Annotated in this window: 21 protein-coding genes; 11 read left to right on the top strand and 10 right to left on the bottom strand. The window is 54.3% G+C overall.

The genetic code is table 11. The features are described from left to right. Window positions 1-56: 56 nt before the first annotated feature. Window positions 57-1,700: a methyl-accepting chemotaxis citrate transducer gene (locus tag ABVM99_RS17130; RefSeq protein ID WP_000789682.1), complete on the top strand. Its 1,644-nt coding sequence runs from the start codon at window positions 57-59 to the stop codon at window positions 1,698-1,700. A gap of 23 nt (window positions 1,701-1,723) precedes the next feature. Here ABVM99_RS17130 and tusA read toward each other — a convergent pair whose 3' ends face one another. Further along, a complete protein-coding gene (gene tusA / locus ABVM99_RS17125; RefSeq protein ID WP_001541054.1) occupies window positions 1,724-1,969 on the bottom strand; it encodes a sulfurtransferase TusA in 246 nt (81 codons plus the stop codon). 169 nt (window positions 1,970-2,138) lie between these two features. Between tusA and ABVM99_RS17120 the strand changes: the two genes are divergently transcribed. Both ABVM99_RS17120 and ABVM99_RS17115 read left to right on the top strand, forming a co-directional pair. After that, window positions 2,139-2,804, top strand: a complete 666-nt coding sequence (locus tag ABVM99_RS17120; RefSeq protein ID WP_001518097.1) for a 7-cyano-7-deazaguanine/7-aminomethyl-7-deazaguanine transporter — start codon at window positions 2,139-2,141, stop codon at window positions 2,802-2,804. Window positions 2,805-2,876: 72 nt separating this feature from the next. After that, complete coding sequence (locus tag ABVM99_RS17115; protein ID WP_001245277.1) at window positions 2,877-3,434, top strand: DcrB family lipoprotein; 558 nt, start codon at window positions 2,877-2,879, stop codon at window positions 3,432-3,434. Window positions 3,435-3,437: 3 nt separating this feature from the next. Here ABVM99_RS17115 and ABVM99_RS17110 read toward each other — a convergent pair whose 3' ends face one another. After that, window positions 3,438-4,697 carry an MFS transporter gene (locus ABVM99_RS17110; RefSeq protein ID WP_077684039.1) on the bottom strand — a complete coding sequence of 420 codons (1,260 nt, stop codon included), beginning with the start codon at window positions 4,695-4,697 and terminating at the stop codon, window positions 3,438-3,440. Window positions 4,698-4,786: 89 nt separating this feature from the next. Here ABVM99_RS17110 and ABVM99_RS17105 point away from each other — a divergent pair, with 89 nt between their 5' ends. The 3 genes from ABVM99_RS17105 to nikR all read left to right on the top strand — a co-directional run bounded on the left by ABVM99_RS17105 (window position 4,787) and on the right by nikR (window position 6,959). Beyond that, window positions 4,787-5,836 (top strand): AI-2E family transporter, encoded by a 1,050-nt coding sequence (locus ABVM99_RS17105; protein WP_023194477.1) that lies wholly within the window; start codon window positions 4,787-4,789, stop codon window positions 5,834-5,836. A 51-nt stretch (window positions 5,837-5,887) separates the two neighbouring features. Further along, the gene (gene acpT / locus ABVM99_RS17100) at window positions 5,888-6,466 is read left to right on the top strand and encodes a 4'-phosphopantetheinyl transferase AcpT (RefSeq protein WP_000284366.1); all 579 of its coding nucleotides are present in this window, start codon (window positions 5,888-5,890) and stop codon (window positions 6,464-6,466) included. 91 nt (window positions 6,467-6,557) lie between these two features. Continuing rightward, window positions 6,558-6,959, top strand: a complete 402-nt coding sequence (nikR, locus tag ABVM99_RS17095; RefSeq protein ID WP_001190057.1) for a nickel-responsive transcriptional regulator NikR — start codon at window positions 6,558-6,560, stop codon at window positions 6,957-6,959. A 102-nt stretch (window positions 6,960-7,061) separates the two neighbouring features. Here the strand turns inward: nikR and ABVM99_RS17090 are convergent, their stop codons facing one another. The 4 genes from ABVM99_RS17090 to ABVM99_RS17075 form a co-directional block, all read right to left on the bottom strand. Further along, on the bottom strand, window positions 7,062-8,186 hold the full coding sequence (locus ABVM99_RS17090; RefSeq protein WP_001214750.1) for an ABC transporter permease: 1,125 nt from the start codon (window positions 8,184-8,186) through the stop codon (window positions 7,062-7,064). Continuing rightward, window positions 8,186-10,927, bottom strand: a complete 2,742-nt coding sequence (gene rbbA, locus ABVM99_RS17085; RefSeq protein ID WP_023194476.1) for a ribosome-associated ATPase/putative transporter RbbA — start codon at window positions 10,925-10,927, stop codon at window positions 8,186-8,188. The genes ABVM99_RS17090 and rbbA overlap by 1 nt, the downstream gene beginning before the upstream one ends. Next, window positions 10,924-11,991 (bottom strand): HlyD family secretion protein, encoded by a 1,068-nt coding sequence (locus ABVM99_RS17080; RefSeq protein WP_000359837.1) that lies wholly within the window; start codon window positions 11,989-11,991, stop codon window positions 10,924-10,926. The genes rbbA and ABVM99_RS17080 overlap by 4 nt, the downstream gene beginning before the upstream one ends. Before the next feature lie 305 nt (window positions 11,992-12,296). After that, window positions 12,297-13,493, bottom strand: coding sequence for an NAD(P)/FAD-dependent oxidoreductase (locus tag ABVM99_RS17075; protein WP_000439230.1), 1,197 nt, complete (start codon window positions 13,491-13,493; stop codon window positions 12,297-12,299). A 230-nt stretch (window positions 13,494-13,723) separates the two neighbouring features. Between ABVM99_RS17075 and pitA the strand changes: the two genes are divergently transcribed. Next, the gene (pitA, locus tag ABVM99_RS17070) at window positions 13,724-15,220 is read left to right on the top strand and encodes an inorganic phosphate transporter PitA (protein WP_000902764.1); all 1,497 of its coding nucleotides are present in this window, start codon (window positions 13,724-13,726) and stop codon (window positions 15,218-15,220) included. 140 nt (window positions 15,221-15,360) lie between these two features. On the opposite strand, the gene uspB is transcribed toward pitA, so the two are convergent. Beyond that, entirely contained in the window at window positions 15,361-15,696 is a 336-nt protein-coding gene (gene uspB / locus ABVM99_RS17065; RefSeq protein ID WP_000626193.1) for a universal stress protein UspB, read from the bottom strand. A gap of 387 nt (window positions 15,697-16,083) precedes the next feature. Between uspB and uspA the strand changes: the two genes are divergently transcribed. Together uspA and dtpB are read left to right on the top strand one after the other, a co-directional pair. Next, window positions 16,084-16,518: a universal stress protein UspA gene (uspA, locus tag ABVM99_RS17060; RefSeq protein WP_000323565.1), complete on the top strand. Its 435-nt coding sequence runs from the start codon at window positions 16,084-16,086 to the stop codon at window positions 16,516-16,518. A gap of 324 nt (window positions 16,519-16,842) precedes the next feature. Further along, a complete protein-coding gene (gene dtpB, locus ABVM99_RS17055) occupies window positions 16,843-18,315 on the top strand; it encodes a dipeptide/tripeptide permease DtpB (protein WP_023194475.1) in 1,473 nt (490 codons plus the stop codon). A gap of 91 nt (window positions 18,316-18,406) precedes the next feature. Here dtpB and rsmJ read toward each other — a convergent pair whose 3' ends face one another. The 3 genes from rsmJ to ABVM99_RS17040 all read right to left on the bottom strand — a co-directional run bounded on the left by rsmJ (window position 18,407) and on the right by ABVM99_RS17040 (window position 22,030). Next, entirely contained in the window at window positions 18,407-19,165 is a 759-nt protein-coding gene (gene rsmJ, locus ABVM99_RS17050) for a 16S rRNA (guanine(1516)-N(2))-methyltransferase RsmJ (protein ID WP_001165134.1), read from the bottom strand. 6 nt (window positions 19,166-19,171) lie between these two features. Next, complete coding sequence (prlC, locus tag ABVM99_RS17045; protein ID WP_000184178.1) at window positions 19,172-21,214, bottom strand: oligopeptidase A; 2,043 nt, start codon at window positions 21,212-21,214, stop codon at window positions 19,172-19,174. Between the two features lie 162 nt (window positions 21,215-21,376). Further along, window positions 21,377-22,030, bottom strand: a complete 654-nt coding sequence (locus ABVM99_RS17040) for a lipoprotein (protein WP_000469191.1) — start codon at window positions 22,028-22,030, stop codon at window positions 21,377-21,379. Between the two features lie 277 nt (window positions 22,031-22,307). Here ABVM99_RS17040 and ABVM99_RS17035 point away from each other — a divergent pair, with 277 nt between their 5' ends. Next, on the top strand, window positions 22,308-22,751 hold the full coding sequence (locus tag ABVM99_RS17035) for a hypothetical protein (protein WP_031607517.1): 444 nt from the start codon (window positions 22,308-22,310) through the stop codon (window positions 22,749-22,751). 120 nt (window positions 22,752-22,871) lie between these two features. Beyond that, window positions 22,872-23,714 carry a 23S rRNA (adenine(2030)-N(6))-methyltransferase RlmJ gene (locus tag ABVM99_RS17030; protein ID WP_000954235.1) on the top strand — a complete coding sequence of 281 codons (843 nt, stop codon included), beginning with the start codon at window positions 22,872-22,874 and terminating at the stop codon, window positions 23,712-23,714. Window positions 23,715-23,817 lie beyond the last annotated feature (103 nt).

The following is a 23,817-nucleotide window of genomic DNA, read 5'->3' as shown; positions in this document are numbered from 1 at the left end:
TTTTTATCCAACCGATATTGATCATACCGTCTACAAAATAAGGAATGTTAGGCACTATGAAAAATATCAAAGTCATCACCGGCGTTATCGCGACGCTGGGCATATTTAGCGCCTTATTGTTGGTGACAGGAATACTGTTTTATTCCGCCGTCAGCAGCGATCGGCTGAATTTCCAGAATGCGAGCGCACTGAGTTACCAACAACAGGAACTGGGCGGCAGTTTTCAGACATTGATTGAAACCCGCGTCACCATTAACCGCGTGGCGATACGCATGTTAAAAAATCAGCGCGATCCCGCCTCGCTGGACGCCATGAACACGCTGTTAACCAACGCTGGCGCGTCGCTCAACGAAGCGGAAAAGCATTTCAACAACTACGTGAACTCCGAAGCGATCGCAGGCAAAGATCCGGCGTTGGATGCCCAGGCCGAAGCCAGCTTTAAGCAGATGTATGACGTTTTGCAGCAGTCTATCCACTATCTTAAAGCCGATAATTACGCCGCCTATGGCAACCTTGACGCGCAAAAAGCGCAGGATGACATGGAGCAGGTATATGACCAGTGGCTCTCTCAAAATGCGCAATTAATAAAATTAGCCAGCGATCAGAATCAGAGCAGCTTTACCCAGATGCAATGGACGCTGGGGATAATTCTACTTATCGTGCTCATCGTGCTGGCGTTTATCTGGCTGGGGCTGCAACGCGTTCTACTCCGCCCGCTGCAACGGATTATGGCGCACATTCAAACGATCGCCGACGGCGATCTTACCCATGAGATAGAGGCCGAAGGACGCAGTGAAATGGGCCAACTGGCCGCCGGTCTTAAAACGATGCAGCAGTCGTTAATCCGTACCGTCAGCGCGGTGCGCGATAACGCAGACTCTATCTATACTGGCGCAGGCGAAATTTCCGCCGGCAGCAGCGACCTCTCTTCCCGTACCGAACAGCAGGCCTCGGCGCTGGAGGAGACCGCCGCCAGCATGGAACAGTTAACCGCCACGGTACGGCAAAACACCGATAACGCACGACAGGCGACGGGTCTGGCGAAAACCGCATCAGAAACCGCGCGTAAAGGAGGACGCGTGGTGGATAACGTAGTGAGCACCATGAACGATATCGCCGAAAGCTCGGAAAAAATCGTGGACATCACCAGCGTGATTGACGGTATCGCCTTCCAGACTAATATCCTGGCGCTGAACGCCGCGGTAGAAGCCGCCCGCGCCGGCGAACAGGGGCGAGGATTCGCGGTTGTAGCCGGAGAGGTACGCACGTTGGCCAGCCGTAGCGCACAGGCCGCCAAAGAGATCAAAGTGCTGATTGAAAACTCCGTGTCGCGCATTGATACCGGCTCTACGCAGGTACGCGAAGCGGGAGAAACCATGAAAGAGATCGTCAACGCCGTGACCCGCGTAACCGATATTATGGGCGAAATCGCCTCTGCCTCCGATGAGCAAAGCAAAGGCATTGAGCAGGTGGCGCAGGCGGTATCGGAAATGGACAGCGTGACGCAGCAAAACGCCTCGCTGGTAGAAGAATCCGCAGCAGCGGCGGCGGCGCTGGAAGATCAGGCTAACGAGCTTCGTCAGGCGGTCGCCGCGTTCCGCATCCAGAAACAACCTCGTCGGGAGGCGTCGCCGACGCCGTTAAGCAAAGGCTTAACGCCACAGCCCGCCGCAGAACAGGCGAACTGGGAAAGCTTCTAATCAGAATGCTATCTGCCGTGCGGTTAATGCGCTTTACGCAATAAATAGCGGTACGGCAGACCCTCCGTCTCTTGCGCCAGCAAATCGTGTTCCATAAAGGTACAGAACCCCGGAATATCACGCGTCGTCGCCGGATCGTCGGCGATAATCAGCAATGTTTCGCCAGTTTGCATGTTGCGCACCGTTTTGCGCACCATCATTACCGGTTCAGGGCAACGCAGCCCCAGGGCGTCAAGCGTATGGTCAGGGGAGGAAAACAGATCGCTCATCTTCGTCTCAATGGTAGAAAAACGGCGATATTTTACGCCCATCTTCGTCAGTAAGCCAGGCAGGTTAACGATTGCGTGAAAATTAGCCATTGCAATGCTAGCGCAAAACAGTATTATGCGGCGGTTCTTTATTGGGTTCCCTCACCCCATCCAACAAAAAGGTCACAATATGACTCCGTTTACACAATCACAGCGCGTAAAAGCGTTGTTCTGGCTATCGCTATTCCATTTACTGGTGATCATTTCCAGTAACTATCTGGTGCAGCTCCCCATCACTATTTTTGGTTTCCACACGACCTGGGGCGCGTTTAGTTTTCCTTTTATTTTTCTCGCCACCGATCTTACCGTGCGTATTTTTGGCGCACCGCTGGCGCGCCGCATTATCTTCGCCGTCATGATCCCTGCGCTGCTGGTGTCATATGTGGTGTCATCGCTGTTCTATATGGGCGCCTGGCAAGGTTTCGCCGCGTTGGCGAACTTTAATCTGTTCGTCGCCCGTATCGCCGCCGCCAGCTTTATGGCCTACGCGCTGGGACAGATCCTTGATGTCCATGTGTTTAACCGCCTGCGCCAAAATCGTCGCTGGTGGCTGGCGCCGACCGCTTCAACGCTGTTTGGCAATATCAGCGATACCCTTGCCTTTTTCTTCATTGCGTTCTGGCGAAGCCCCGATGCCTTTATGGCCGGGCACTGGATGGAAATTGCGCTAGTGGATTATTGCTTTAAGGTGCTCATCAGCATTATTTTCTTCCTGCCGATGTACGGCGTTCTACTGAATATGTTGCTGAAAAAGCTGGCAGATAAATCTGAAATTTCCCCATTACCGGCAAGTTAAAGGTTCGTTTTCCGAGTTGTGATAAGATGAGCGAATGAGCCGTTATGGCCGTTTATCGAAAGGAAGAAGTCAATGCGCAATTTGGTTAAATATGCCGGTATTGGCCTGCTGGTTATGGGGCTTGCGGCCTGTGATAACAACGATACAAAAGCGTCGGCAGAAAGCGCCGCCGCAGAAAGCCAGGCCTCCGGCCAGCCCATCAGCCTGATGGATGGCAAACTCAGTTTCTCACTGCCGGCGGATATGACCGATCAAAGCGGTAAGCTGGGCACCCAGGCGAATAATATGCACGTTTATTCTGACCCGACGGGCCAGAAAGCGGTGATTGTTATCGTCGGCGATAATACCGATGAAGCGTTGCCGGTGCTGGCGAACCGCCTGCTTGAGCAACAGCGTAGCCGCGACCCGCAGCTTCAGGTGGTCACCAATAAGTCTATTGAGCTCAAAGGCCATACGTTGCAACAGCTGGACAGCATTATCTCCGCGAAAGGCCAGACGGCGTACTCTTCCATCGTGCTGGGCAAAGTGGATAACCAATTGCTGACGATTCAGGTCACGCTGCCTGCGGACAATCAGCAAAAAGCGCAAACCACAGCTGAAAACATCATCAATACGTTGGTTATTAAGTAACCTTCACGACGATGATGCGGCCTCCGGCAGTGCAGACGGAGGCCGTTTTTTTAAGCGCCAGGTCAGTAATAGCGCCATCGCTACCAGCCCGGCCGCCGCCAGATAAATCACCGGCACGCCCGCCCAGGTCATCACCAGCCCCGCCAGCGGCCCGGTAACCCCCAAAGACATATCCATAAAGACGGTATAGGTCGCCAGCGCCGCGCCCTGGTTCTGCGGCGGCACGGCTTTGACGGCCACCACGCCCAGCGCCGGAAAGACCAGCGAAAACCCCATCCCCGTGAGTAAAACGCCGATTTTTGCCATCCACGGCATGGCTGCCGTCCCCACCAGTAACAGACCAATAATCTCCACGCCAAAGCAGATCATGGCGACATTCAACCCGCCTAAACGATTGATGCCGTTAGGGAACAGCAAACGCGTGCCGACAAACGCGACGCTAAATAACGTAAGCGCAAAGGCGGCGCCATCCCAACCTTTAGCATCATAAAATAAGGTAATAAACGTCGCGATGACGCCAAACCCTGCCGAGGCCAGCGCCAACGCCATACCATACAGCCAGACACGCCCCAGCACCGCGCGAAACGGCAGCGGCTTGCCTTTGTTCGCCTTCACCGACGGACGTGGAAGCGCTAACAGTATCGCCAACAGCGCCACGCCCATCACCGTTAGCGCCAGCCCCTGTAACCCGCCCCAGGCATAACACAGCACGCCCAGCGGCGCGCCCATCGCCATTGCGCCGTAGGTGACGATACCGTTCCAGGAGATGACCCGACCAATATGCAACGACCCGACGACGCCGACGCCCCACAGTGTCGAACCGGTGCCGGCAAAACTTTGCCCAATCCCTAAAATCACGCGACCCAGCCCCAGTAGCAACAAACTGATCATCGGCCAGGCGCTGGCGATATCCGCCAGCAGGTAGCCGAGTCCGCTTAAAAAACAGCCGCATAAGCCAAAGACAACGATTTTTTTCGGCCCTAATACATCCGCATACCGCCCGGCATGGGGACGGCTTAACAGAGTGGCGAAGTATTGCAGGCTGATAATAAGTCCCGCCCAGAACGCGCTGAATCCCATCGCATCATGCACATAGCCGGGCAAGACGGCGAGCGGCAGGCCGATGGTCAGGTAGCTGGCAAAGTTAAACATCACAATGGAGACAATACGCAGATTGAGGCGCAATCCGTTTAGCGCCGGTTCAGCGACGGGTTCGGGCATGAGTATCACCGCATTTTTACAACATGTTTTCTTTTCTATCATGGCGCGCGGTGAAAATCAGTAGTGAGATTCAGATTATCGGTATCAGGGCAGCCGCTACACTTAGAAAAAAACACAACAAGGAAAACTTCATGGCAACCGCTCAACCCGACAAAACGGGTATGCATATTCTGCTGAAACTGGCCTCCCTGGTTATTATTCTCGCCGGGATTCATGCCGCGGCGGATATTATTGTACAACTCTTGCTGGCGCTCTTTTTCGCCATTGTTCTTAATCCATTAGTGACCTGGTTTATTCGCCGGGGCGTGAAGCGACCGCTGGCGATTACTATCGTGGTGGTTGTCATGCTGATCGTGCTTACCGCGCTGGTGGGTGTGCTTGCCGCATCGCTTAATGAATTTATCGCTATGCTGCCTAAATACAGCAAGGAACTGACGCGTAAAGTCTTACACCTTCAGGAGTTAATGCCCTTCCTGAATTTACATATGTCGCCGGAACGTATGCTCCGCGGGATGGATTCCGATAAAATCATGCTCTTCACCACAACATTAATGACCGGCGTATCGGGCGCGATGGCAAGCATCGTGCTGCTGGTGATGACCGTGGTTTTTATGCTGTTTGAGGTGCGTCACGTGCCTTATAAATTACGTTTCGCGCTAAACAATCCACAAATCCATATTGCCGGCCTGCACCGCGCCCTGAAAGGCGTCTCGCATTATCTGGCGCTGAAAACGCTGCTCAGTCTATGGACGGGCGCGATTATCTGGCTGGGGCTGGCGTTAATGGATATTCAGTTTGCGCTAATGTGGGGCGTACTGGCCTTTTTGCTCAATTACGTTCCTAATATCGGCTCGGTGATTTCCGCCGCTCCCCCCATGATTCAGGCGCTGTTATTTAACGGTTTTTACGAGTGCGTACTGGTCGGCGCGCTCTTTTTGGTGGTCCATATGGTGATTGGCAACATTATGGAGCCACGCATGATGGGCCATCGTCTGGGAATGTCCACGCTGGTGGTATTTCTTTCGTTATTGGTCTGGGGATGGCTATTAGGCCCGGTCGGGATGCTCTTGTCCGTTCCTTTGACCAGCGTCTGCAAAATCTGGATGGAAACCACTAAAGGCGGCAGCAAACTGGCGATCTTACTGGGGCCAGGCCGACCGAAAAGCCGTTTACCGGGATGAGGTGACAGATGCTACAATCTCCTCTTCTTCATAGGCAACGTTGGTCCTGATATGTACCAGATCGTTCTGGGAAAAGTGTCAACATTAAGCGCAGGTCAATTGCCCGACGCGTTAATCGCTCAGGCGCCGCAGGGCGTTCGCCGGGCAAGCTGGCTGGCCGGGCGCGTGCTGCTTTCCCGTGCGCTCTCGCCGCTACCGGAGATGGTGTATGGCGAACAGGGTAAACCGGCTTTTTCCGCCGGAACGCCGCTGTGGTTTAACCTCAGCCATAGCGGCGACACTATTGCTCTGTTGCTTAGCGACGAAGGTGAAGTCGGCTGCGATATTGAAGTGATCCGCCCGCGCGATAACTGGCGTTCGCTGGCAAATGCGGTATTCAGCCTCGGCGAACATGCTGAAATGGAAGCGGAACGTCCGGAGCGACAACTGGCGGCATTCTGGCGTATCTGGACGCGTAAAGAAGCCATCGTAAAACAACGCGGCGGCAGCGCCTGGCAAATCGTCAGCGTGGACAGCACGTTGCCCTCTGCCTTGTCGGTCAGCCAGTGTCAGCTCGATACGCTCAGTCTGGCAGTCTGTACCCCCACACCGTTTACGCTGACGCCGCAGACGATAACGAAAGCGTTATGACACATTAATTTTTCCCTCTGGCGGCGGACGTGTGTTACAAAATGCGGAGCTTCCCATGCGCCGACGCGCCATACCAAAAGGTTTAAGTCAGATGCAACGTGTCACCATCACCCTCGATGACGATTTACTGGAAACGCTGGACAGCCTGAGCCAGCGACGCGGCTATAACAATCGCTCCGAAGCGATCCGTGATATTCTGCGCGGCGCTCTGGCGCAGGAGGCCACTCAGGAACACGGTACACAGGGTTTCGCGGTACTTTCATATGTTTATGAACATGAGAAACGGGATTTAGCCAGCCGCATCGTCTCCACCCAGCATCATCATCATGATTTATCCGTCGCCACGCTGCACGTCCATATCAACCACGATGACTGTCTGGAGATCGCCGTTCTGAAGGGCGATATGGGCGACGTACAGCATTTTGCCGATGATGTTATCGCCCAGCGCGGCGTGCGCCACGGCCACTTGCAGTGTTTGCCGAAAGAAGACTAACGCCCCAGCGCCTTGCCGGGGGCGCTTCGCTTGCCCGGCCTACGCTCGCACGTCTGTCGTTTGTAGGCCAGATAAGGCGCAGCCGCCATCCGGCAATAATGTTTACGCCATTGTGCCAATCGTTTTTCTGAAGCGTAACAGCGCTATCAGGAAGAACACGCCGCCTATCGCCAGCAGGGTCAGGAACTGCGGCCAGACGATGCTCAAACCTGCGCCGCGATAAAGAATAGCCTGGGCAAGGCTGACAAAATGCGTCGTCGGCATGGTCAGCATAATATCCTGCACCGCCTGCGGCATACTTTCACGCGGCGTGGAACCGCCGGAGAGCATTTGTAGCGGCAACAGCACCAGAATCATTAATAACCCCAGTTGCGGCATCGAACGGGCGATGGTGCCCATAAAAATCCCAATTGAAGTGGTGGCGAACAGGCTCAGCGCTACGCCCAACATAAACAATGGGATCGATCCTTCAATCGGTACGCCAAGTACGCCTTTCACCATCAACATCAAAGACAAACCGGAAACCACCAGCACGACCAGCCCCATCGACCACACTTTCGCCATCATGATCTCAAAGGGCGTGACCGGCATCACCAACAGATGCTCTACCGTGCCGTGTTCTCGCTCGCGGATCAGCGCCGATCCGGTCAGCACTATCGCCAGCATGGTAATGTTGTTGATAATCGCCATCACGCCGCCAAACCACGCCGGGTCCAGATTCGGGTTAAAGCGCATCCGAATCTCCAGCGACACCGGCTGAACGTTATCTCCCCGCGCGCGCGCCACAAAGCTGTTGACCTCGCCGCTAATAATATTCTGGATATAACTGTTGCCGGTAAACGCCTGGCTCATGCGCGTCGCATCGACGTTAACCTGAATATCAGGCTGACGTCCGGCCAGCACATCACGCTGGAAATTCGGCGGAATATTGACCGCAAAGGTATAGCGTCCGGCATCCAGTCCGGCATCCATTTCCGTTGCCGTAATCATCTCCGGCGGCAGAAACCACGGGCGGTAAAAACTATTCACAATACGGTTCGACAACTGTGACTGATCCATATCGGCGATGGCGATAGGGGCAAGATGCAACGAACCGGGCAGGACGGTAGCAGAGGAGTAAACCGAAATCGTAAAGGCGAAGACGATCAGCGCCAGCATCGCTTTGTCGCCCAGCAGACTGCGCAGTTCTTTAACGCCGAGATTATAAATATTACGTAATCCGCGCATTACCCCTCCTGTTTTTTCAGCAGCAGAATGCTCAGACCCATCACCACCGGGACGGCAATCAGTAACGGCATAAATAACGGCCAGAGATCGGACAGATCCAACGCTTTGGAAAACGTCCCGCGCGCGATCGTCAGAAAATGGCTGGTCGGGTAGATCTCGCCGATCCATCTTCCCGGCCCTTCCAGCGAAGCCACCGGATCGATCATGCCGGAAAATTGTGTTGCCGGAATGAGGGTAATAATCGACGTCCCAAAAATAGCGGCGATTTGGCTCTTCATAAACGTGGAGATCAGCAGCCCCAGACCGGTGGCGATGATGACGTAAAGTAGCGCCGCGAGGGTAAGCGTGAGAAAGCTGCCTTTCAGCGGCACGCCGAACACAAAGACCGACAGCGCGCACAGTAGCAAGAAGTTCAGCATACCCAGCGCGATATACGGCAGTTGTTTACCCAGCAAAAATTCGCTGCGCGTCGTCGGCGTTACGTACAGATTAATCATCGACCCCAGCTCTTTCTCCCGCACCACGCTCAGGGCGCTAAGCATTGACGGGATCATCATGAGCAGCAGCGGAATGACCGCCGGAACGATAGCGGGCAGACTTTTCACATCCGGGTTATAACGATAGCGCGTTTCAATGTTGAGCAGCCCGGTCTGTTTAACCGGGTTCGGCTGACGACTTGCCGCCTCCTGCAGCCAGCTTTGGTGCATTGCCTGAACGTACCCCTTCACCGTCTCGGCGCGGCTGGGCATGGCGCCATCCACCCAGACGCCAATCTGCGCTGGCGTACCGCGAGCAATATCGCGGCCAAAATTAGGCGGGATCTCAATGGCAACCGCCAACTCTCCCGAACGCATCCGCCGGTCAAGCTCGTCATAGCTGGCGAGCGGCGGCTGTTCGATAAAATAGCGCGATCCCGCCAGATTGAGCGACCATGCCTGACTGCTAACGGTTTGATCGCGGTCGAGTACGGCAAAACGCAGGTTCTCCACGTCCATACTGATGCCATAGCCCATAATCAGCATCAGAATTACCGTTCCCAGCAGCGCCAGCGTCGAGCGTACCGGATCGCGGCGTAGCTCCAGCGCTTCGCGGCGACTGTAGCTGAACAAACGCCGGAAGCTCAATCCCTGCCGCGACGGTTTACCTGACGCGGCGGGCGTCTGGGATGGCGGTATTGGGGTTTCAGGCGCCGCTCCCGCAGCTTCCTGTAGCCAGGAAATAAACGCCGCTTCCAGATTGGCCGCGCCCCGCTGTTGCACCAATTCCTGCGGCGTACCGCTGGCGAGCACTTTACCGGCGTGCATCAATGACATTCGGTCGCAACGTTCCGCTTCGTTCATAAAATGGGTCGAGATAAAAATCGTCACCTTATCCTGACGCGAAAGATCGACCATAAGCTGCCAGAACATATCCCTGGCGACCGGATCAACGCCGGACGTTGGCTCATCAAGAATCAGCATTTCCGGGCGATGGATCACCGCTACCGCCAGCGATAAACGCTGGCGGATACCGAGCGGCAACGAAGCGGGGAGCGTATCTTCCACCTCCGTTAGCATAAAGCGTTCGATCATCTGCGCGACGCGCGCCGGGATCTCCGCTGGCGGAATATGAAACAGGCGGGCATGAAGTTCCAGATTCTGCCGCACGGTGAGTTCGTTATAGAGCGAAAAAGCCTGCGACATATACCCGACCCGGCGACGGGTATCGATGTCGTTCGGGTCTACCGGCTGGCCAAATAGCCAGGCCTGGCCTTCGCTGGCGGGAAGCAGACCGGTCAGCATTTTCATGGTGGTCGATTTGCCGCAACCGTTTGAACCGAGGAAGCCAAAAATCTCGCCGCGCGGAATGCGGAAATTAACATGGTCAACCGCGACGAACTTACCGAAGCGCATGGTCAGATCTTTCGCCTCAATGGCAATCTCTTCCTGCTCAGCGTGATACGGCGGGATCACCACTGGCTTATGCGCCTGGCGCTGCGCTTCTGGCAACAGGGCGATAAACGCCTGTTCCAGCGTCGCGCTATGGGTTTTTGCCCGCAGTTGCTGCGCGCTGCCGGTTGCCAGTATCTCGCCCGCATTCATCGCCACCAGCCAGTCAAAACGCTCCGCCTCTTCCATATAGGCCGTTGCGACCAACACGCTCATATTGGTCTGCCGTTGGCGGATACTGTCGATTAAGTCCCAGAACTGAGCGCGGGAGAGCGGGTCCACGCCGGTGGTAGGCTCATCAAGAATCAGCAATTCCGGGTCATGAATCAGCGCACAGCACAGCCCCAGCTTTTGTTTCATCCCACCGGACAGCTTCCCGGCAGGACGGTCACGAAACGGCGCCAGGCCGGTGCTGTTCAGCAGCTCGGTAATACGCGCTTCGCGTTCAGCTTTGTCATGACCAAAGAGACGAGCGAAAAAATCGACGTTCTCATAAACCGATAGCGTGTGATAAAGGTTTTTCCCCAACCCCTGCGGCATCCAGGCGATGCGCGGACAGACGTCGCGGCGATGTTTCGCATCGCGCATATCGCCGCCCAGGACGATAACGTTCCCTTGCTCAATCACCCGAGCGCCAGAAATCAGCGACAGCAGGCTCGACTTACCCACCCCGTCCGGACCAATCAGCCCGACCATACTACGGGCGGGAATGTCCAGCGTGATATTGTTCAGCGCGGCTGTTTTTCCGTAATGCTGGCTCACCCCCTCAAGCTGCGCCACGGGAGGAACAGGCACCAGCGTCAGCGACGTCATTGCGACAACCTCACGTTCAGATCGTCAGGCCAGGGCACGCGCTCATCCAGACGAACCCAGGCCATTCCCGGCAAACCGGTTTTGACATATTCCAGATGCTGTCGCAGCAGCTCTGGCGGAATACGCGCTTTGACGCGGAACATCAGCTTCAGCCGTTCATCGTGGGTTTCCACGGTTTTGGGCGTGAACTGCGCCACGCTGGCGACAAAACTGATTGTCGCCGGAATACGCAGATCCGGCGCGGCGTCCAGCACCAGTCGCGCTTCGCCGCCGATCTTCAACAACCCCGCCTGTTCGGTCGGCAGGAAAAATGTCATATAAACGTCGCTGAGATCGACCATGTTCAACACCCGGCCGCCAGCCGATAACACTTCGCCCGGCTCCGCAACGCGGTACTGCACGCGTCCATCGCGCGGCGCTTTTAATTCGCTGTCGTCGATGTCGGCGACAATACGCCGCTCGGTCGCCTGCGCCGCTTCCACGCGTGTTTGCGCCTGGATAATACTGGTACGCGCCGCCTCAATCGCCGCTTTTGCCGCAGATACCTGCGCTTTGGCGGTCTCCAGGGCGGCGCGCGCGCTTTCCGCCGCCGCGCGATCGTCATCTAACTGTTGTACAGATACCGCGCCACGCTGCGACAGCGAACGAGAACGCACGTGACGTTTAGAGACGGAGTCCAGCTCAGCTTCCCGCTGTTTGACGACCGACTGCGCGGCGCGCATTTCACTCTGGCGTTGCTCCAGCAAGGCGCGGGCGGCGGCAACCGCGCTTTCGGCCTCTTTAATCTGCGCAATCGCCTCCAGCCGCTGCTCCTGCAATACGCGGGTATCCATTTTCGCCAGCACCTCGCCCTGACGAACGAACTGCCCTTCCGAAACGAGGATGGTATCAATACGCCCGGCAATCTTAGTGGCAATATCCACTTCGGTGGCTTCAATTCTGCCGTTGCTGGCGGCAAACCCCTCCGGTATTCCCGCAGGGCGCAGCATCCACCAGGCTATCGCGGCCACCGCCACAAGAATCCCCGCTCCCCACCACACCAGATGACGCTTCATTTTGTCCATAATCGACCCGCCGTAATCCCTGTTGTCTAACCATGCGTGTCACAAAGTCCGCCGGGCGTGCGCTCAGCGGGGGTTTCCATTCGGGATAAGAATGAAAAAAGAAAAGGGGCCAGCCGACGAACAGACGCCGATGAAGCGCTCGCCGTCAAAGGGAGTGAATGATGTAGGTACCCGGAAAAGAGGGAGTAATGTTGTCATCATCAGCGTTCCTGGCCGTAAATGAAACACGCATACTCATAACTGCTATAAATCGATACTAACACCTCTGTCCGGGATGTCTATTCGCTTATTGTTTGTAATGGTACTTAGCGTTTTGCCGCCAAATCCTGCGCGCAAGCCCAGGCACTCGACCACGCCCACTGGAAGTTATAGCCGCCCAACCAGCCGGTGACGTCCATCACTTCGCCGATAAAATAGAGACCCGGCACGCGGCGCGCTTCCATAGTCCGCGATGATAGTTCGTTTGTATCCACGCCGCCCAGCGTCACTTCCGCTGTCCGATAGCCTTCGGTGCCGTTAGGCTGCACTTGCCAGGCCGTAAGCGTGTCAACTAACGCCTGCTGGTCACGAACGTTCAACTGCCTGAGCGATACATCCGGGATGTGCCCCAACTGTTGTAAACACTCCACCAACCGTTTCGGCAAATGCATCGCCAGCGTGTTCTTCAGACTCTGGTTCGGGTGCGCGTTACGCTGTTCATTGAGAACGTCTTCCAGCGAGAGGTCCGGCAATAAGTTAATGCTCACTAACTCGCCCGGTTGCCAGTAGCTGGAAATCTGTAAAACAGCGGGGCCGGACAGCCCACGATGGGTAAAAAGTAGGTTTTCCCGAAATACCGTGCCATTGCGGGCGGTAATTACGCAGGGCACAGAGACGCCAGACAGCGTCTGGAGCTGTTCTAACAGCGGCTTATGTAGCGTAAAGGGCACCAGCCCGGCGCGCGTCGGCAACACCTTGAGACCAAACTGTTCGGCGATTTTATAGCCAAACGGCGATGCGCCAAGCCCCGGCATCGACAGGCCGCCGCTGGCAATCACCAGCTTTTGCGTAGTCACCGTCTCGCCGTTCAACGCCAGTACGAAACCCGACTCATCACGCTCGACGCTCAATACCTCGCTACGCAGGCGCATCGTTACGCCACCTTTGTCGCACTCGGCAACCAGCATATCGACAATGCGTTGGGCGGAATCATCGCAAAAAAGCTGTCCCAGCGTTTTCTCATGCCAGGCTATCCCATACCTGCCGACCAGATCGATAAAGTCCCACTGGGTATAGCGGGCTAATGCTGATTTGCAAAAATGGGGGTTCTGGCTCAAATACGCAGCAGGCTCAACATAAAGATTAGTAAAGTTGCAGCGCCCACCGCCGGACATGAGGATTTTACGTCCTGGCTTCTTGCCATTATCGATGAGCAGCACGCGGCTACCCGCCTGTCCTGCCTGCGCGGCGCAAAACATGCCCGCTGCGCCAGCGCCTATAATAACGGCATCAAACCTTTCCACGTCGCCTTCCTCTCTCAAATTCGGGCGGGAATTGTAAAGTTTCCTCAGTGGTCGCACCAGCGCGAAAAGCGCCTGAAAATGGTATTTATCTGAAATATATAAGATAATTCTTTAGTGATATCAAACAAAGCACGAAGTACATCAAAAAAAGTCTATATTTCACTTTGCCCGCGCCGCCAAAGTCACTGATAATGCGCCGCGTTCATGTCCTCAAAATGGCGTAACGTCCTATGCTACATTTGTTTGCTGGCCTGGATTTACATACCGGGCTTTTATTATTGCTTGCTCTGGCTTTTGTGCTGTTCTACGAAGCGATTAACGGCTTCCATGACACAGCCAATGCAGTCGCAACCGTGATTTACACCCGTGCGATGCGTTCGCAGCTGGCGGTTGTCATGGCGGCGGTGTTTAACTTTTTTGGCGTTTTGCTGGGGGGTCTCAGCGTGGCGTATGCCATTGTGCATATGCTACCGACGGATCTCCTGCTCAACATGGGTTCCGCGCACGGCCTCGCTATGGTCTTTTCCATGTTGCTGGCGGCGATTATCTGGAACCTCGGCACCTGGTATTTCGGGTTGCCGGCGTCCAGTTCCCACACGCTGATTGGCGCCATTATCGGCATCGGTTTAACCAATGCGATGATGACCGGCACGTCAGTGGTGGATGCGCTTAACATCCCGAAAGTTATCAATATTTTCGGTTCACTCATTATCTCCCCTATTGTCGGTCTGGTATTCGCCGGCGGTCTGATTTTCTTGCTGCGCCGCTACTGGAGCGGTACTAAGAAACGCGCCCGTATCCACCTGACGCCAGCCGAACGTGAAAAGAAAGACGGCAAGAAAAAGCCGCCGTTCTGGACGCGTATCGCGCTGATCCTCTCAGCTATCGGCGTGGCGTTTTCGCATGGCGCGAACGATGGTCAGAAAGGCATTGGCCTGGTCATGCTGGTGCTGATTGGCGTCGCGCCTGCGGGTTTCGTGGTCAATATGAATGCCTCCAGCTACGAAATCACCCGTACGCGCGATGCTATCAACAATGTCGAAACGTACTTTGAGCAGCGTCCTGACCTGCTGAAAGCCGTCACCGGCGTTGACCAACTGATTCCGTCTCCTGAACCAGGCGCGACTGAACCGACTGAATTCCACTGCCATCCGGCTAACACCATTAACGCGCTTAACCGTGCGAAAGGGATGCTGGCAAACGTGGAAAGCTACGACAAGTTAAGCGTTGAACAGCGTAGTCAGTTGCGTCGCATTATGCTGTGCATTTCCGACACGACCGATAAAGTCGTGAAATTGCCTGGCGTAAGCAGCGATGACCAGCGCCTGCTGAAAAAGCTGAAGACCGATATGTTAAGCACCATTGAGTATGCGCCGGTGTGGATCATTATGGCAGTGGCGTTGGCGCTGGGTATTGGTACGATGATCGGCTGGCGTCGCGTGGCGACCACTATCGGCGAGAAAATTGGTAAAAAAGGCATGACGTATGCGCAGGGAATGTCGGCGCAGATGACGGCGGCAGTCTCTATCGGTCTTGCCAGCTACACCGGTATGCCAGTTTCTACCACTCACGTACTCTCCTCTTCAGTGGCGGGAACCATGGTCGTTGATGGCGGCGGGTTGCAGCGTAAAACCGTGACCAGCATTCTGATGGCCTGGGTATTTACGTTACCGGCGGCGATTATTCTTTCCGGCGTGCTGTACTGGCTTTCCCTGAAGATTATTTAAGCCAAATGGGCCGGATAGCGCTGTCGCTAATCCGGCCTGTCAGAATGAAGCAACACAGGCCTGACAGGCCGCTACAAGCGGCGTCATCCGGGAGGCTTATCTAACACGAGCGGGTCAGGAAACTGGCCCGCTTTTTTCATTCAGTGCCAAATCATGAGCGCAATCAAGCTCACCACCACCAAACCGCATAACGCGCTGGTCAGCAGAAACTGGCGGCGCACGCGTTCACAACGGCGAATAAATTCTTCATCATGATGATCGCGATAGCGCTGAGCGTAGATATACCATACCAGGCGCACCTGTTTGTTGGGCTGACCATGCGTGGTAAAGAAGCCGCCGCCATCGACATATTGATAGAGCAAAGGATCGCAACCACGAAGTACCACTAACAGTGCGCGTAGCGATGAGAAATAGCGCGCCATATTAACAATGCAAACGACACATAAAGCCCAGAATAGTGAGACGGTGCTTATCATATCTCCTCCCCGGCGACCCGCCCACGGAGTTCCTCTCCGGGACTACCGCTCCCCGATACCCTGCCAGACAATCAGTGAAAGAGTACTACGAAAGCCGTCCATATTAGCGCTCCGCATTCGAACGGCTCTTATACACATTGTAGGAGATCAGTTAATTTTTTTACCAGAAGGTTAATCACTATCAATGCAATTCCCTGAAAATTTTGTTTAACTAACTGGCAAGCAAGGCAGATTGACGGATTATCCTGGTCGCTATAATGTAAGGATAGTTATGGTAAACGGCTGAGCTAGCCCCGCGCATAGAGTTCGCAGGACGCGGGTGACGCGGCGGCATAAGAAACGCCAGTAGCTCAATGGTCATCGACAACTTATGGAAGGAGTAACACTATGGCTTATAAACACATTCTTATCGCAGTTGATCTCTCCCCGGAAAGTAAAGTTCTGGTTGAAAAAGCGGTCTCTATGGCGCGCCCCTACAACGCGAAAATCTCCCTCATCCACGTTGATGTAAACTATTCTGACCTGTACACCGGTCTGATTGACGTCAATCTGGGCGATATGCAGAAACGTATCTCCGAAGAAACCCACCACGCGCTGACCGAGCTGTCTACCAACGCTGGCTACCCTATCACTGAAACCCTGAGCGGTAGCGGCGATTTGGGCCAGGTGCTGGTTGACGCCATCAAGAAATACGATATGGATCTGGTCGTTTGCGGTCATCACCAGGACTTCTGGAGCAAACTGATGTCTTCTGCGCGCCAGCTGATCAACACCGTTCACGTTGACATGCTGATTGTGCCGCTGCGCGACGAAGAAGAGTAATACTTGCCGTGCCGGCTGGCGGCTAAGACCGCATCTGGTCTATAGTCAATCAGGTTAGCCTGAACCATCAGGCAAATTCCGGCTATCAACAACAACGCCCGCTTATGTGGGCGTTTTGTTTATCCCCCCTTCTTCGCAGTACTCAGTACATCATTCCAGCACACCAAACATAATTAGTGTGATCCACTAATTAGTTTGCGTATCATTTGTATAATAACCTATTGATCAGGCTAATAACCGCAGTCTATATCAGGGTAAGTCTTTTCGGCGCGTTTTGATATACGCGCTCATACGTTTCGGGATGGCATTAAAAGGCGAAGGAATATGAATACAACTGCACCTACGGGCTTGCTGCAGCAACCTCGTCCATTTTTCATGATCTTTTTTGTAGAATTATGGGAACGATTTGGCTATTACGGCGTCCAGGGCATCCTGGCGGTCTTTTTCGTTAAACAATTGGGGTTTTCTCAGGAACAGGCCTTTATTACTTTTGGCGCTTTTGCGGCGCTGGTTTATGGCCTGATCTCTATCGGCGGCTATGTTGGCGACCATCTGTTAGGGACTAAACGCACCCTGGTCCTGGGCGCGATTGTGCTGGCGATTGGCTATTTTATGACCGGCATGTCGTTATTAAATCCCGATCTGATTTTTATCGCACTGGGTACGATTGCCGTGGGCAACGGGTTATTTAAAGCCAATCCCGCCAGCCTGCTCTCTAAATGCTATCAGCCTAAAGATCCCCGGCTGGATGGCGCTTTCACCCTGTTTTATATGTCGATTAACATCGGTTCTTTGTTATCGCTATCGCTGGCGCCGGTGATTGCCGATAAATTTGGCTATGCGGTGACCTATAATCTGTGCGGCGCTGGTTTAATTGTTGCGCTTCTGGTGTACTTCGCCTGCCGTGGCATGGTGAAAAATATCGGTTCTGAACCGGATCATAAACCGCTACGTTTTCGCAATTTGCTGCTGGTACTACTCGGCACCGTCGTCATGATTTTCCTCTGCGCCTGGCTGATGCACAACGTTAAGATTGCCAATCTGGTGCTCATCGTCCTTTCTATCGTCGTCACTATTTTCTTCTTTCGCGAAGCGTTTCGTCTGGATAAAACCGGCCGCAATAAAATGTTCGTGGCGTTTATTCTGATGATTGAAGCCGTGCTGTTTTACATTCTGTATGCGCAGATGCCTACCTCGCTGAACTTCTTTGCGATTAATAACGTGCATCATGAAATTCTTGGATTCGCCATTAACCCGGTGAGTTTTCAGGCGCTGAACCCATTCTGGGTGGTCGTCGCCAGTCCGGTACTGGCAGCGATTTACACCCGACTGGGTAGCAAAGGCAAAGATCTGACTATGCCGATGAAGTTTACACTCGGTATGTTCCTCTGCGCGCTGGGTTTTCTGACCGCCGCCGCCGCCGGGATGTGGTTTGCCGATGCACAAGGATTGACGTCGCCGTGGTTTATCGTGCTGGTGTATCTGTTCCAGAGTCTGGGCGAGTTGCTGATTAGCGCGCTGGGACTGGCAATGGTCGCCGCTCTGGTGCCGCAGCATCTGATGGGCTTTATTCTGGGAATGTGGTTCCTGACCCAGGCCGCCGCCTTCCTGCTCGGCGGTTATGTGGCGACCTTCACTGCCGTACCGGAAAACATCACCGATCCGTTGCAGACGCTGCCCATTTATACCGGCGTCTTTAGCAAAATTGGTCTGGTAACGCTGGCGATCACCGTGGTGATGGCCATTATGGTGCCGTGGTTAAACCGAATGATTAATACGCCAGGTACCGAACAGTAATACTCAGTGCCGGATGCGGCTTACGCCTTATCCGGCCTACAAATAATTGAGAATCGTAGGCCCGATAAGCGCAACGCCATCGGGCAATCCGTTACTCCGTCAGAGGGGTTCCGGCATAAATATCAAACCGATGCCCTTTGGTGACGATGGCGTTGGGCGTCGCGACATCCGCCAGCGGCGGCGCATAATCGGGACGTTTGACCACCACGCGTTTGGTCGCCAACTGACGCGCCGGTTCCAGCAGTCCGTCGGCGTCGAGATCCGGCCCCACCAACGACTGAAACACCCGCATCTCTTTCTTCACCAGCGCGCTTTTCTGCCGGTGAGGAAACATCGGATCGAGGTAGACCACCTGCGGGCGCGGCGTGATATCGGTCAACGCCGTCAGGCTGGAAGCATGAATCAACTGCAAACGCTCCTGAAGCCAGCCGCCAATGTCCGCATCGGCATAGCCGCGCGTCAGACCGTCGTCGAGCAGCGCGGCAACCACCGGATTACGCTCCAGCATCCGCACGCGGCAGCCGACTGACGCCAGCACAAACGCATCGCGCCCCAGTCCGGCAGTGGCATCAACCACATCCGGCAGGTAATCGCCTTTGATACCGACGGCTTTCGCCACCGCTTCGCCGCGCCCGCCGCCGAACTTGCGCCGGTGCGCCATCGCCCCGCCGACAAAATCGACGAAAATACCGCCGAGCTTCGGTTCGTCGCGCTTGCGCAGCTCCAGATGTTGCGGCGTCATCACCAGCGCCATCGGGTTGTCTTCGTCATGCTCCAGTCCCCAGCGGGCAGCCAGAACAGATAAGGCGCCGTCTGTGGCGCCCGTTTCATCCATTAAGCAGATTTGCACGTAAAATCAGCCTTTAATCCCGTAATGCTCCAGCATCGCGTCCAGTTGTGGTTCACGGCCACGGAAGCGTTTAAAGAGTTCCATCGGCTCTTCAGAACCACCGCGAGTCAGGATGTTATCAAGGAACGACTGACCGGTCTCACGGTTGAAAATGCCTTCCTCCTCAAAGCGGGAATAAGCGTCCGCCGCCAGTACGTCGGCCCACAGATAGCTGTAGTAGCCTGCCGCATAGCCGCCAGCAAAGATATGGCTGAACGCGTGTGGGAAGCGCCCCCATGTCGGTGACGGCACCACGGCGACCTGTTTTTTAATTTCAAAGAGCGTCTCAAGAATTTTCGCTCCTTGCTGCGGGTTAAATTCCGCATGCAGACGGAAATCAAACAGACCGAACTCCAGTTGACGCAGAATAAACAGCGCCGCCTGATAGTTTTTCGCCGCCAGCATTTTATCCAGCAGTTCCTTCGGCAGCGGTTCGCCGGTCTCATAGTGGCCGGAGATAAACGCCAGCGCTTCCGGCTCCCAGCACCAGTTTTCCATAAACTGGCTTGGCAGTTCGACCGCGTCCCACGGCACGCCGCTGATACCGGAGACCCCGGCGGTCTCAATGCGGGTCAGCATATGATGCAAGCCATGACCAAACTCGTGGAACAGGGTGATCACTTCGTCATGGGTAAACAGAGCGGGTTTACCGTTCACCGGACGGTTGAAATTACAGGTCAGATAAGCGACTGGCTTTTGCAATGTGCCGTCCGCCTTACGCATCTGGCCGACACAGTCGTCCATCCACGCCCCGCCGCGTTTGTGTTCGCGCGCGTACAGGTCAAGGTAGAAGCTGCCGCGCAGCTCGTTATTTTCGTCATACAGTTCAAAGAAACGCACTTCCGGGTGCCAGACATCAACGTCAGTACGCTCTTTGGCAGTGATGCCGTAAATACGTTTCACCACTTCAAACAGGCCATTCACGGCTTTGTTTTCCGGGAAGTACGGACGTAGCTGCTCATCGCTGATGCTGTACAGGTGCTGTTTTTGCTTTTCACTGTAGTACGCGATATCCCACGGTTGCAGCTCCTCAACGCCAAATTCGGCTTTGGCGAAGGCGCGCAGCTGGGCCAGCTCTTTCTCCCCCTGCGGACGGGCGCGTTTCGCCAGATCGGTTAAGAAATCGAGCACCTGCTGCGGATTTTCCGCCATTTTGGTGGCCAGCGATTCATGGGCATAATTTTCGAAGCCCAGCAGTTGCGCCAGTTCATGGCGCAGCGCAAGAATTTCTTCCATCACCGGGCTGTTATCCCACTTACCGGCGTTCGGCCCCTGGTCGGAGGCGCGAGTGGAATAGGCGCGATACATCTCTTCACGCAACGCCTGGTTGTCGCAGTAGGTCATGACCGGCAGATAGCTCGGGATATCCAGAGTCAGCAGGTAACCTTCCTGCTCTTTGGCTTCCGCCTGGGCCTTCGCTGCCGCCAGAGCGCTTTCCGGCATTCCCGCCAGCTCGGCTTCGTCGGTGATGAGCTTCGTCCAGCCCATAGTGGCATCGAGCACATTATTGCTGTACTGGTTGCCCAGCTCAGACAGGCGAGTGGCGATTTCGCCGTAACGCTGCTGTTTCTCTTTCGGCAGGCCGATGCCGGACAGTTCAAAATCACGTAGCGCGTTATCAACCGCTTTCTTCTGCGCGGTATTCAGAGTGGCGTAATGATCGCCGTCGCGCAGGTCGCGGTACGCATTGTACAACCCTTCATGTTGCCCAACCCAGGTGCTGTATTCAGACAGCAGCGGCAGCGTCTGTTCGTAGGCTTCACGCAGCTCCGGACTATTTTTCACCGAGTTTAAGTGGCTAATTGGCGAGAAAATACGCCCCAGAACATCGTCGGCTTCCGCCAACGGCTGGCAGAGGTTCTCCCAGCTATACGGCGCGCCATGCGCCACAACGCCTTCTACCGCCGCCCGGCAATCGGCCAACGCTTTGGTGACCGCAGGCACCACATGCTCCGGTTTAATTGCAGAAAAAGGCGGCAGTGAAAAAGACGTTAGTAATGGATTGGTCATATGCGCAGTCCTGGTCTAAAAAAGAAATGAAGCGCTCTATCGCGCTTTCGCTATGGATCTAGAATGGGGGATAGTTGGGGGAATTTCAATGATGGTGGGCGCTCATTTCACCCGTGCAGCAACGCCAGCATCCGAACGTAGGCATTGCTGCTGAATCCAATTTTAACGACTGAAGATCAGTAGCTGTAGCGGCATAGTGACAATATCCAGCGCCAAAGTTACCGGCAGCAACACTCTGCCAAATTTTGCCCCGGACATACTGCGCTGATACTGATAGAACTCAACGGTGAAAGGATGATAGAACGATAGCTGCTGCGTAACGCTCTGCTCTTTATTTTTCTGATGGATAGTCCCTTTCAGGTCCATGACGGATAGCGTGCAATTTACCGCGCCGTCTGCACAAATAAACCCATAGCCTACCGCTGCCAGTTTATCTTTCTCGTCCACCCAGGCGTAAGTCACATTGACTTCACCCGTAAACTCCTTCTTATCTGTATCAATCAGGAATTTAACACCATCCTTTACTCGCATTTTATCCCGGCGAATAGTCGCATCTTTTAACAGCGCCACCACATTATCGCCGCCCTGAGTCAACAGGTAGTCAAAATGTTCGCCAACAAACACCCAGCCCGTTTTCCCGTTGCTATCTTTACCTAAGGAAAGCGCGGTAACGGTATCCGATTTCCAGGTAGACTGATGACGATTGCCATCTTTATCGGTGGCAAGTATCAGCCCAAATGAAAGACAGCCCGACAGCGAACAGCAAACCAGTAATAAAAACAGCGTGCGAACGACACATTTTCCATAATGGAACATCAATGAATCCTTTCTTTTCTATTATTAGCGCTATCGTTTTAATCAAATAAACAAGGTAAAACCAGCACTATCATCATAATAAAAACGATTTCAGAATAAGACCCGACAGGGGTAAGTCGGTGGACGCGTCGCGGCATGATTAGTGTTAAATTCAGATAGGTTTTTCATGGGCGTTTTTCTGAAAACAGGGCCGTGGCATCAATCGCTGTCATTTTTGCGCAAACTGCCCATGTATAATATTCTCAACTTTTTCGTTTCTGGAATACAAGGATTGTATATGACCATGTTATTACAGGTTATTGTACTGATATTTATTGTTTTCTTTATTTTCCCTGGGCGAAAAATTTTCCGTCGGAGTAAGCATCTGCAAGATGACCGTAAATTAATTTCATCTTCTTCGCTGATGCTGCGAAAATTTGGCAGTTCTCGCGGCTATAACGCGGATTACTACTTTGACATGCAGTACCTCTATGAAGTCGCGGACGGTATCACCACCGCGATACCACTCACCAGCATCATTGAGGCGAAACCGGGAACAACGAGAGTCAGTGGTCGTTCAGTCTGGTCAGTCGACTGGATAACAGCGGAAGGGCAAAGAAAACAGACGCGCTTCCTTCATAACTACACCCTATTCAATCGAAATTTTGCCACCTTCCTTAAGACCGTAAAACAGGCCAATCCAGACGCCTGCATCACTTCGTTGACGTTATTTACGCTCTGACGCCACAGCCTACTTGTTTTTCCTCCTGGCCAACGGCGATAAAAGCGCAAGAGCGGTAATCTCTACGGATCTGCGGTAAACTATCGGCTAACTTGTTTACTTCCCGGAATATCTGCATCCATGCTCAGTTATCGTCACAGCTTTCACGCTGGCAACCACGCCGACGTCCTTAAACATACCGTTCAGAGCCTGATCATCGAGTCGCTAAAAGAGAAAGAAAAACCGTTTCTCTATCTGGACACGCACGCGGGCGCGGGGCGTTATCAGTTGGGCAGCGAACATGCTGAACGTACCGGAGAGTATCTGGAAGGCATCGCCCGTATCTGGCAGCAGGACGATCTGCCCGCCGAACTGGAACCGTATATTAGCGTCGTAAAACATTTCAACCGCAGCGGGCAGTTACGCTACTACCCGGGCTCCCCGTTAATCGCCCGCCAGTTGCTGCGTGAGCAGGACAGTCTGCAACTCACGGAATTGCATCCCAGCGACTTCCCACTGTTGCGCGCGGAGTTTCAAAAAGACAACCGTGCCCGTGTGGAACGCGCTGACGGCTATCAGCAACTGAAAGCCAAATTGCCGCCGGTTTCCCGCCGCGGTCTGATCCTCATTGACCCGCCTTATGAAATGAAAACCGACTACCAGGCGGTAGTCAGCGGCATCAGCGAGGGTTATAAACGTTTCGCCACCGGGACATACGCGCTATGGTATCCGGTGGTGCTCCGCCAGCAAATTAAGCGCATGATTCATGAGCTGGAGGCCACCGGCATCCGTAAAATCCTGCAAATTGAGCTGGCGATCCGCCCGGACAGCGATCAGCGCGGGATGACGGCGTCCGGTATGATCGTGGTTAACCCGCCGTGGAAACTGGAGCAGCAGATGAACAACGTGCTACCGTGGCTGCACAGCAGGTTGGCGCCAAACGGTCACGGACACACTTCGGTAAGCTGGATCGTGCCGGAGTAATCACAGCCATCGGTGGAACCTTTCACCTTCAGGTATACAATCGCGAATATTTTGGCGGGTAGCGCAGAATCTATCCGTCCGACAACGAACATAAAGGAGCGGT

The organism is Salmonella sp. SJTUF15591, assembly GCF_043356435.1.
Lineage (GTDB): Bacteria > Pseudomonadota > Gammaproteobacteria > Enterobacterales > Enterobacteriaceae > Salmonella > Salmonella enterica.
The sequence above is the reverse complement of the archived record's forward strand: the minus strand, read 5'-3'. Positions and strand labels throughout refer to the sequence as shown.

What these genes read in the sequence shown, in the direction of transcription:
- ABVM99_RS17130 (WP_000789682.1), top strand. Translation starts at nt 57, where the DNA reads ATGAAAAATATCAAAGTCATCACCGGCGTTATCGCGACGCTGGGCATA.
- tusA (WP_001541054.1), bottom strand. Translation starts at nt 1,969, where the DNA reads ATGAGCGATCTGTTTTCCTCCCCTGACCATACGCTTGACGCCCTGGGG.
- ABVM99_RS17120 (WP_001518097.1), top strand. Translation starts at nt 2,139, where the DNA reads ATGACTCCGTTTACACAATCACAGCGCGTAAAAGCGTTGTTCTGGCTA.
- ABVM99_RS17115 (WP_001245277.1), top strand. Translation starts at nt 2,877, where the DNA reads ATGCGCAATTTGGTTAAATATGCCGGTATTGGCCTGCTGGTTATGGGG.
- ABVM99_RS17110 (WP_077684039.1), bottom strand. Translation starts at nt 4,697, where the DNA reads ATGATAGAAAAGAAAACATGTTGTAAAAATGCGGTGATACTCATGCCC.
- ABVM99_RS17105 (WP_023194477.1), top strand. Translation starts at nt 4,787, where the DNA reads ATGGCAACCGCTCAACCCGACAAAACGGGTATGCATATTCTGCTGAAA.
- acpT (WP_000284366.1), top strand. Translation starts at nt 5,888, where the DNA reads ATGTACCAGATCGTTCTGGGAAAAGTGTCAACATTAAGCGCAGGTCAA.
- nikR (WP_001190057.1), top strand. Translation starts at nt 6,558, where the DNA reads ATGCAACGTGTCACCATCACCCTCGATGACGATTTACTGGAAACGCTG.
- ABVM99_RS17090 (WP_001214750.1), bottom strand. Translation starts at nt 8,186, where the DNA reads ATGCGCGGATTACGTAATATTTATAATCTCGGCGTTAAAGAACTGCGC.
- rbbA (WP_023194476.1), bottom strand. Translation starts at nt 10,927, where the DNA reads ATGACGTCGCTGACGCTGGTGCCTGTTCCTCCCGTGGCGCAGCTTGAG.
- ABVM99_RS17080 (WP_000359837.1), bottom strand. Translation starts at nt 11,991, where the DNA reads ATGGACAAAATGAAGCGTCATCTGGTGTGGTGGGGAGCGGGGATTCTT.
- pitA (WP_000902764.1), top strand. Translation starts at nt 13,724, where the DNA reads ATGCTACATTTGTTTGCTGGCCTGGATTTACATACCGGGCTTTTATTA.
- uspB (WP_000626193.1), bottom strand. Translation starts at nt 15,696, where the DNA reads ATGATAAGCACCGTCTCACTATTCTGGGCTTTATGTGTCGTTTGCATT.
- uspA (WP_000323565.1), top strand. Translation starts at nt 16,084, where the DNA reads ATGGCTTATAAACACATTCTTATCGCAGTTGATCTCTCCCCGGAAAGT.
- dtpB (WP_023194475.1), top strand. Translation starts at nt 16,843, where the DNA reads ATGAATACAACTGCACCTACGGGCTTGCTGCAGCAACCTCGTCCATTT.
- prlC (WP_000184178.1), bottom strand. Translation starts at nt 21,214, where the DNA reads ATGACCAATCCATTACTAACGTCTTTTTCACTGCCGCCTTTTTCTGCA.
- ABVM99_RS17040 (WP_000469191.1), bottom strand. Translation starts at nt 22,030, where the DNA reads ATGTTCCATTATGGAAAATGTGTCGTTCGCACGCTGTTTTTATTACTG.
- ABVM99_RS17035 (WP_031607517.1), top strand. Translation starts at nt 22,308, where the DNA reads ATGACCATGTTATTACAGGTTATTGTACTGATATTTATTGTTTTCTTT.
- ABVM99_RS17030 (WP_000954235.1), top strand. Translation starts at nt 22,872, where the DNA reads ATGCTCAGTTATCGTCACAGCTTTCACGCTGGCAACCACGCCGACGTC.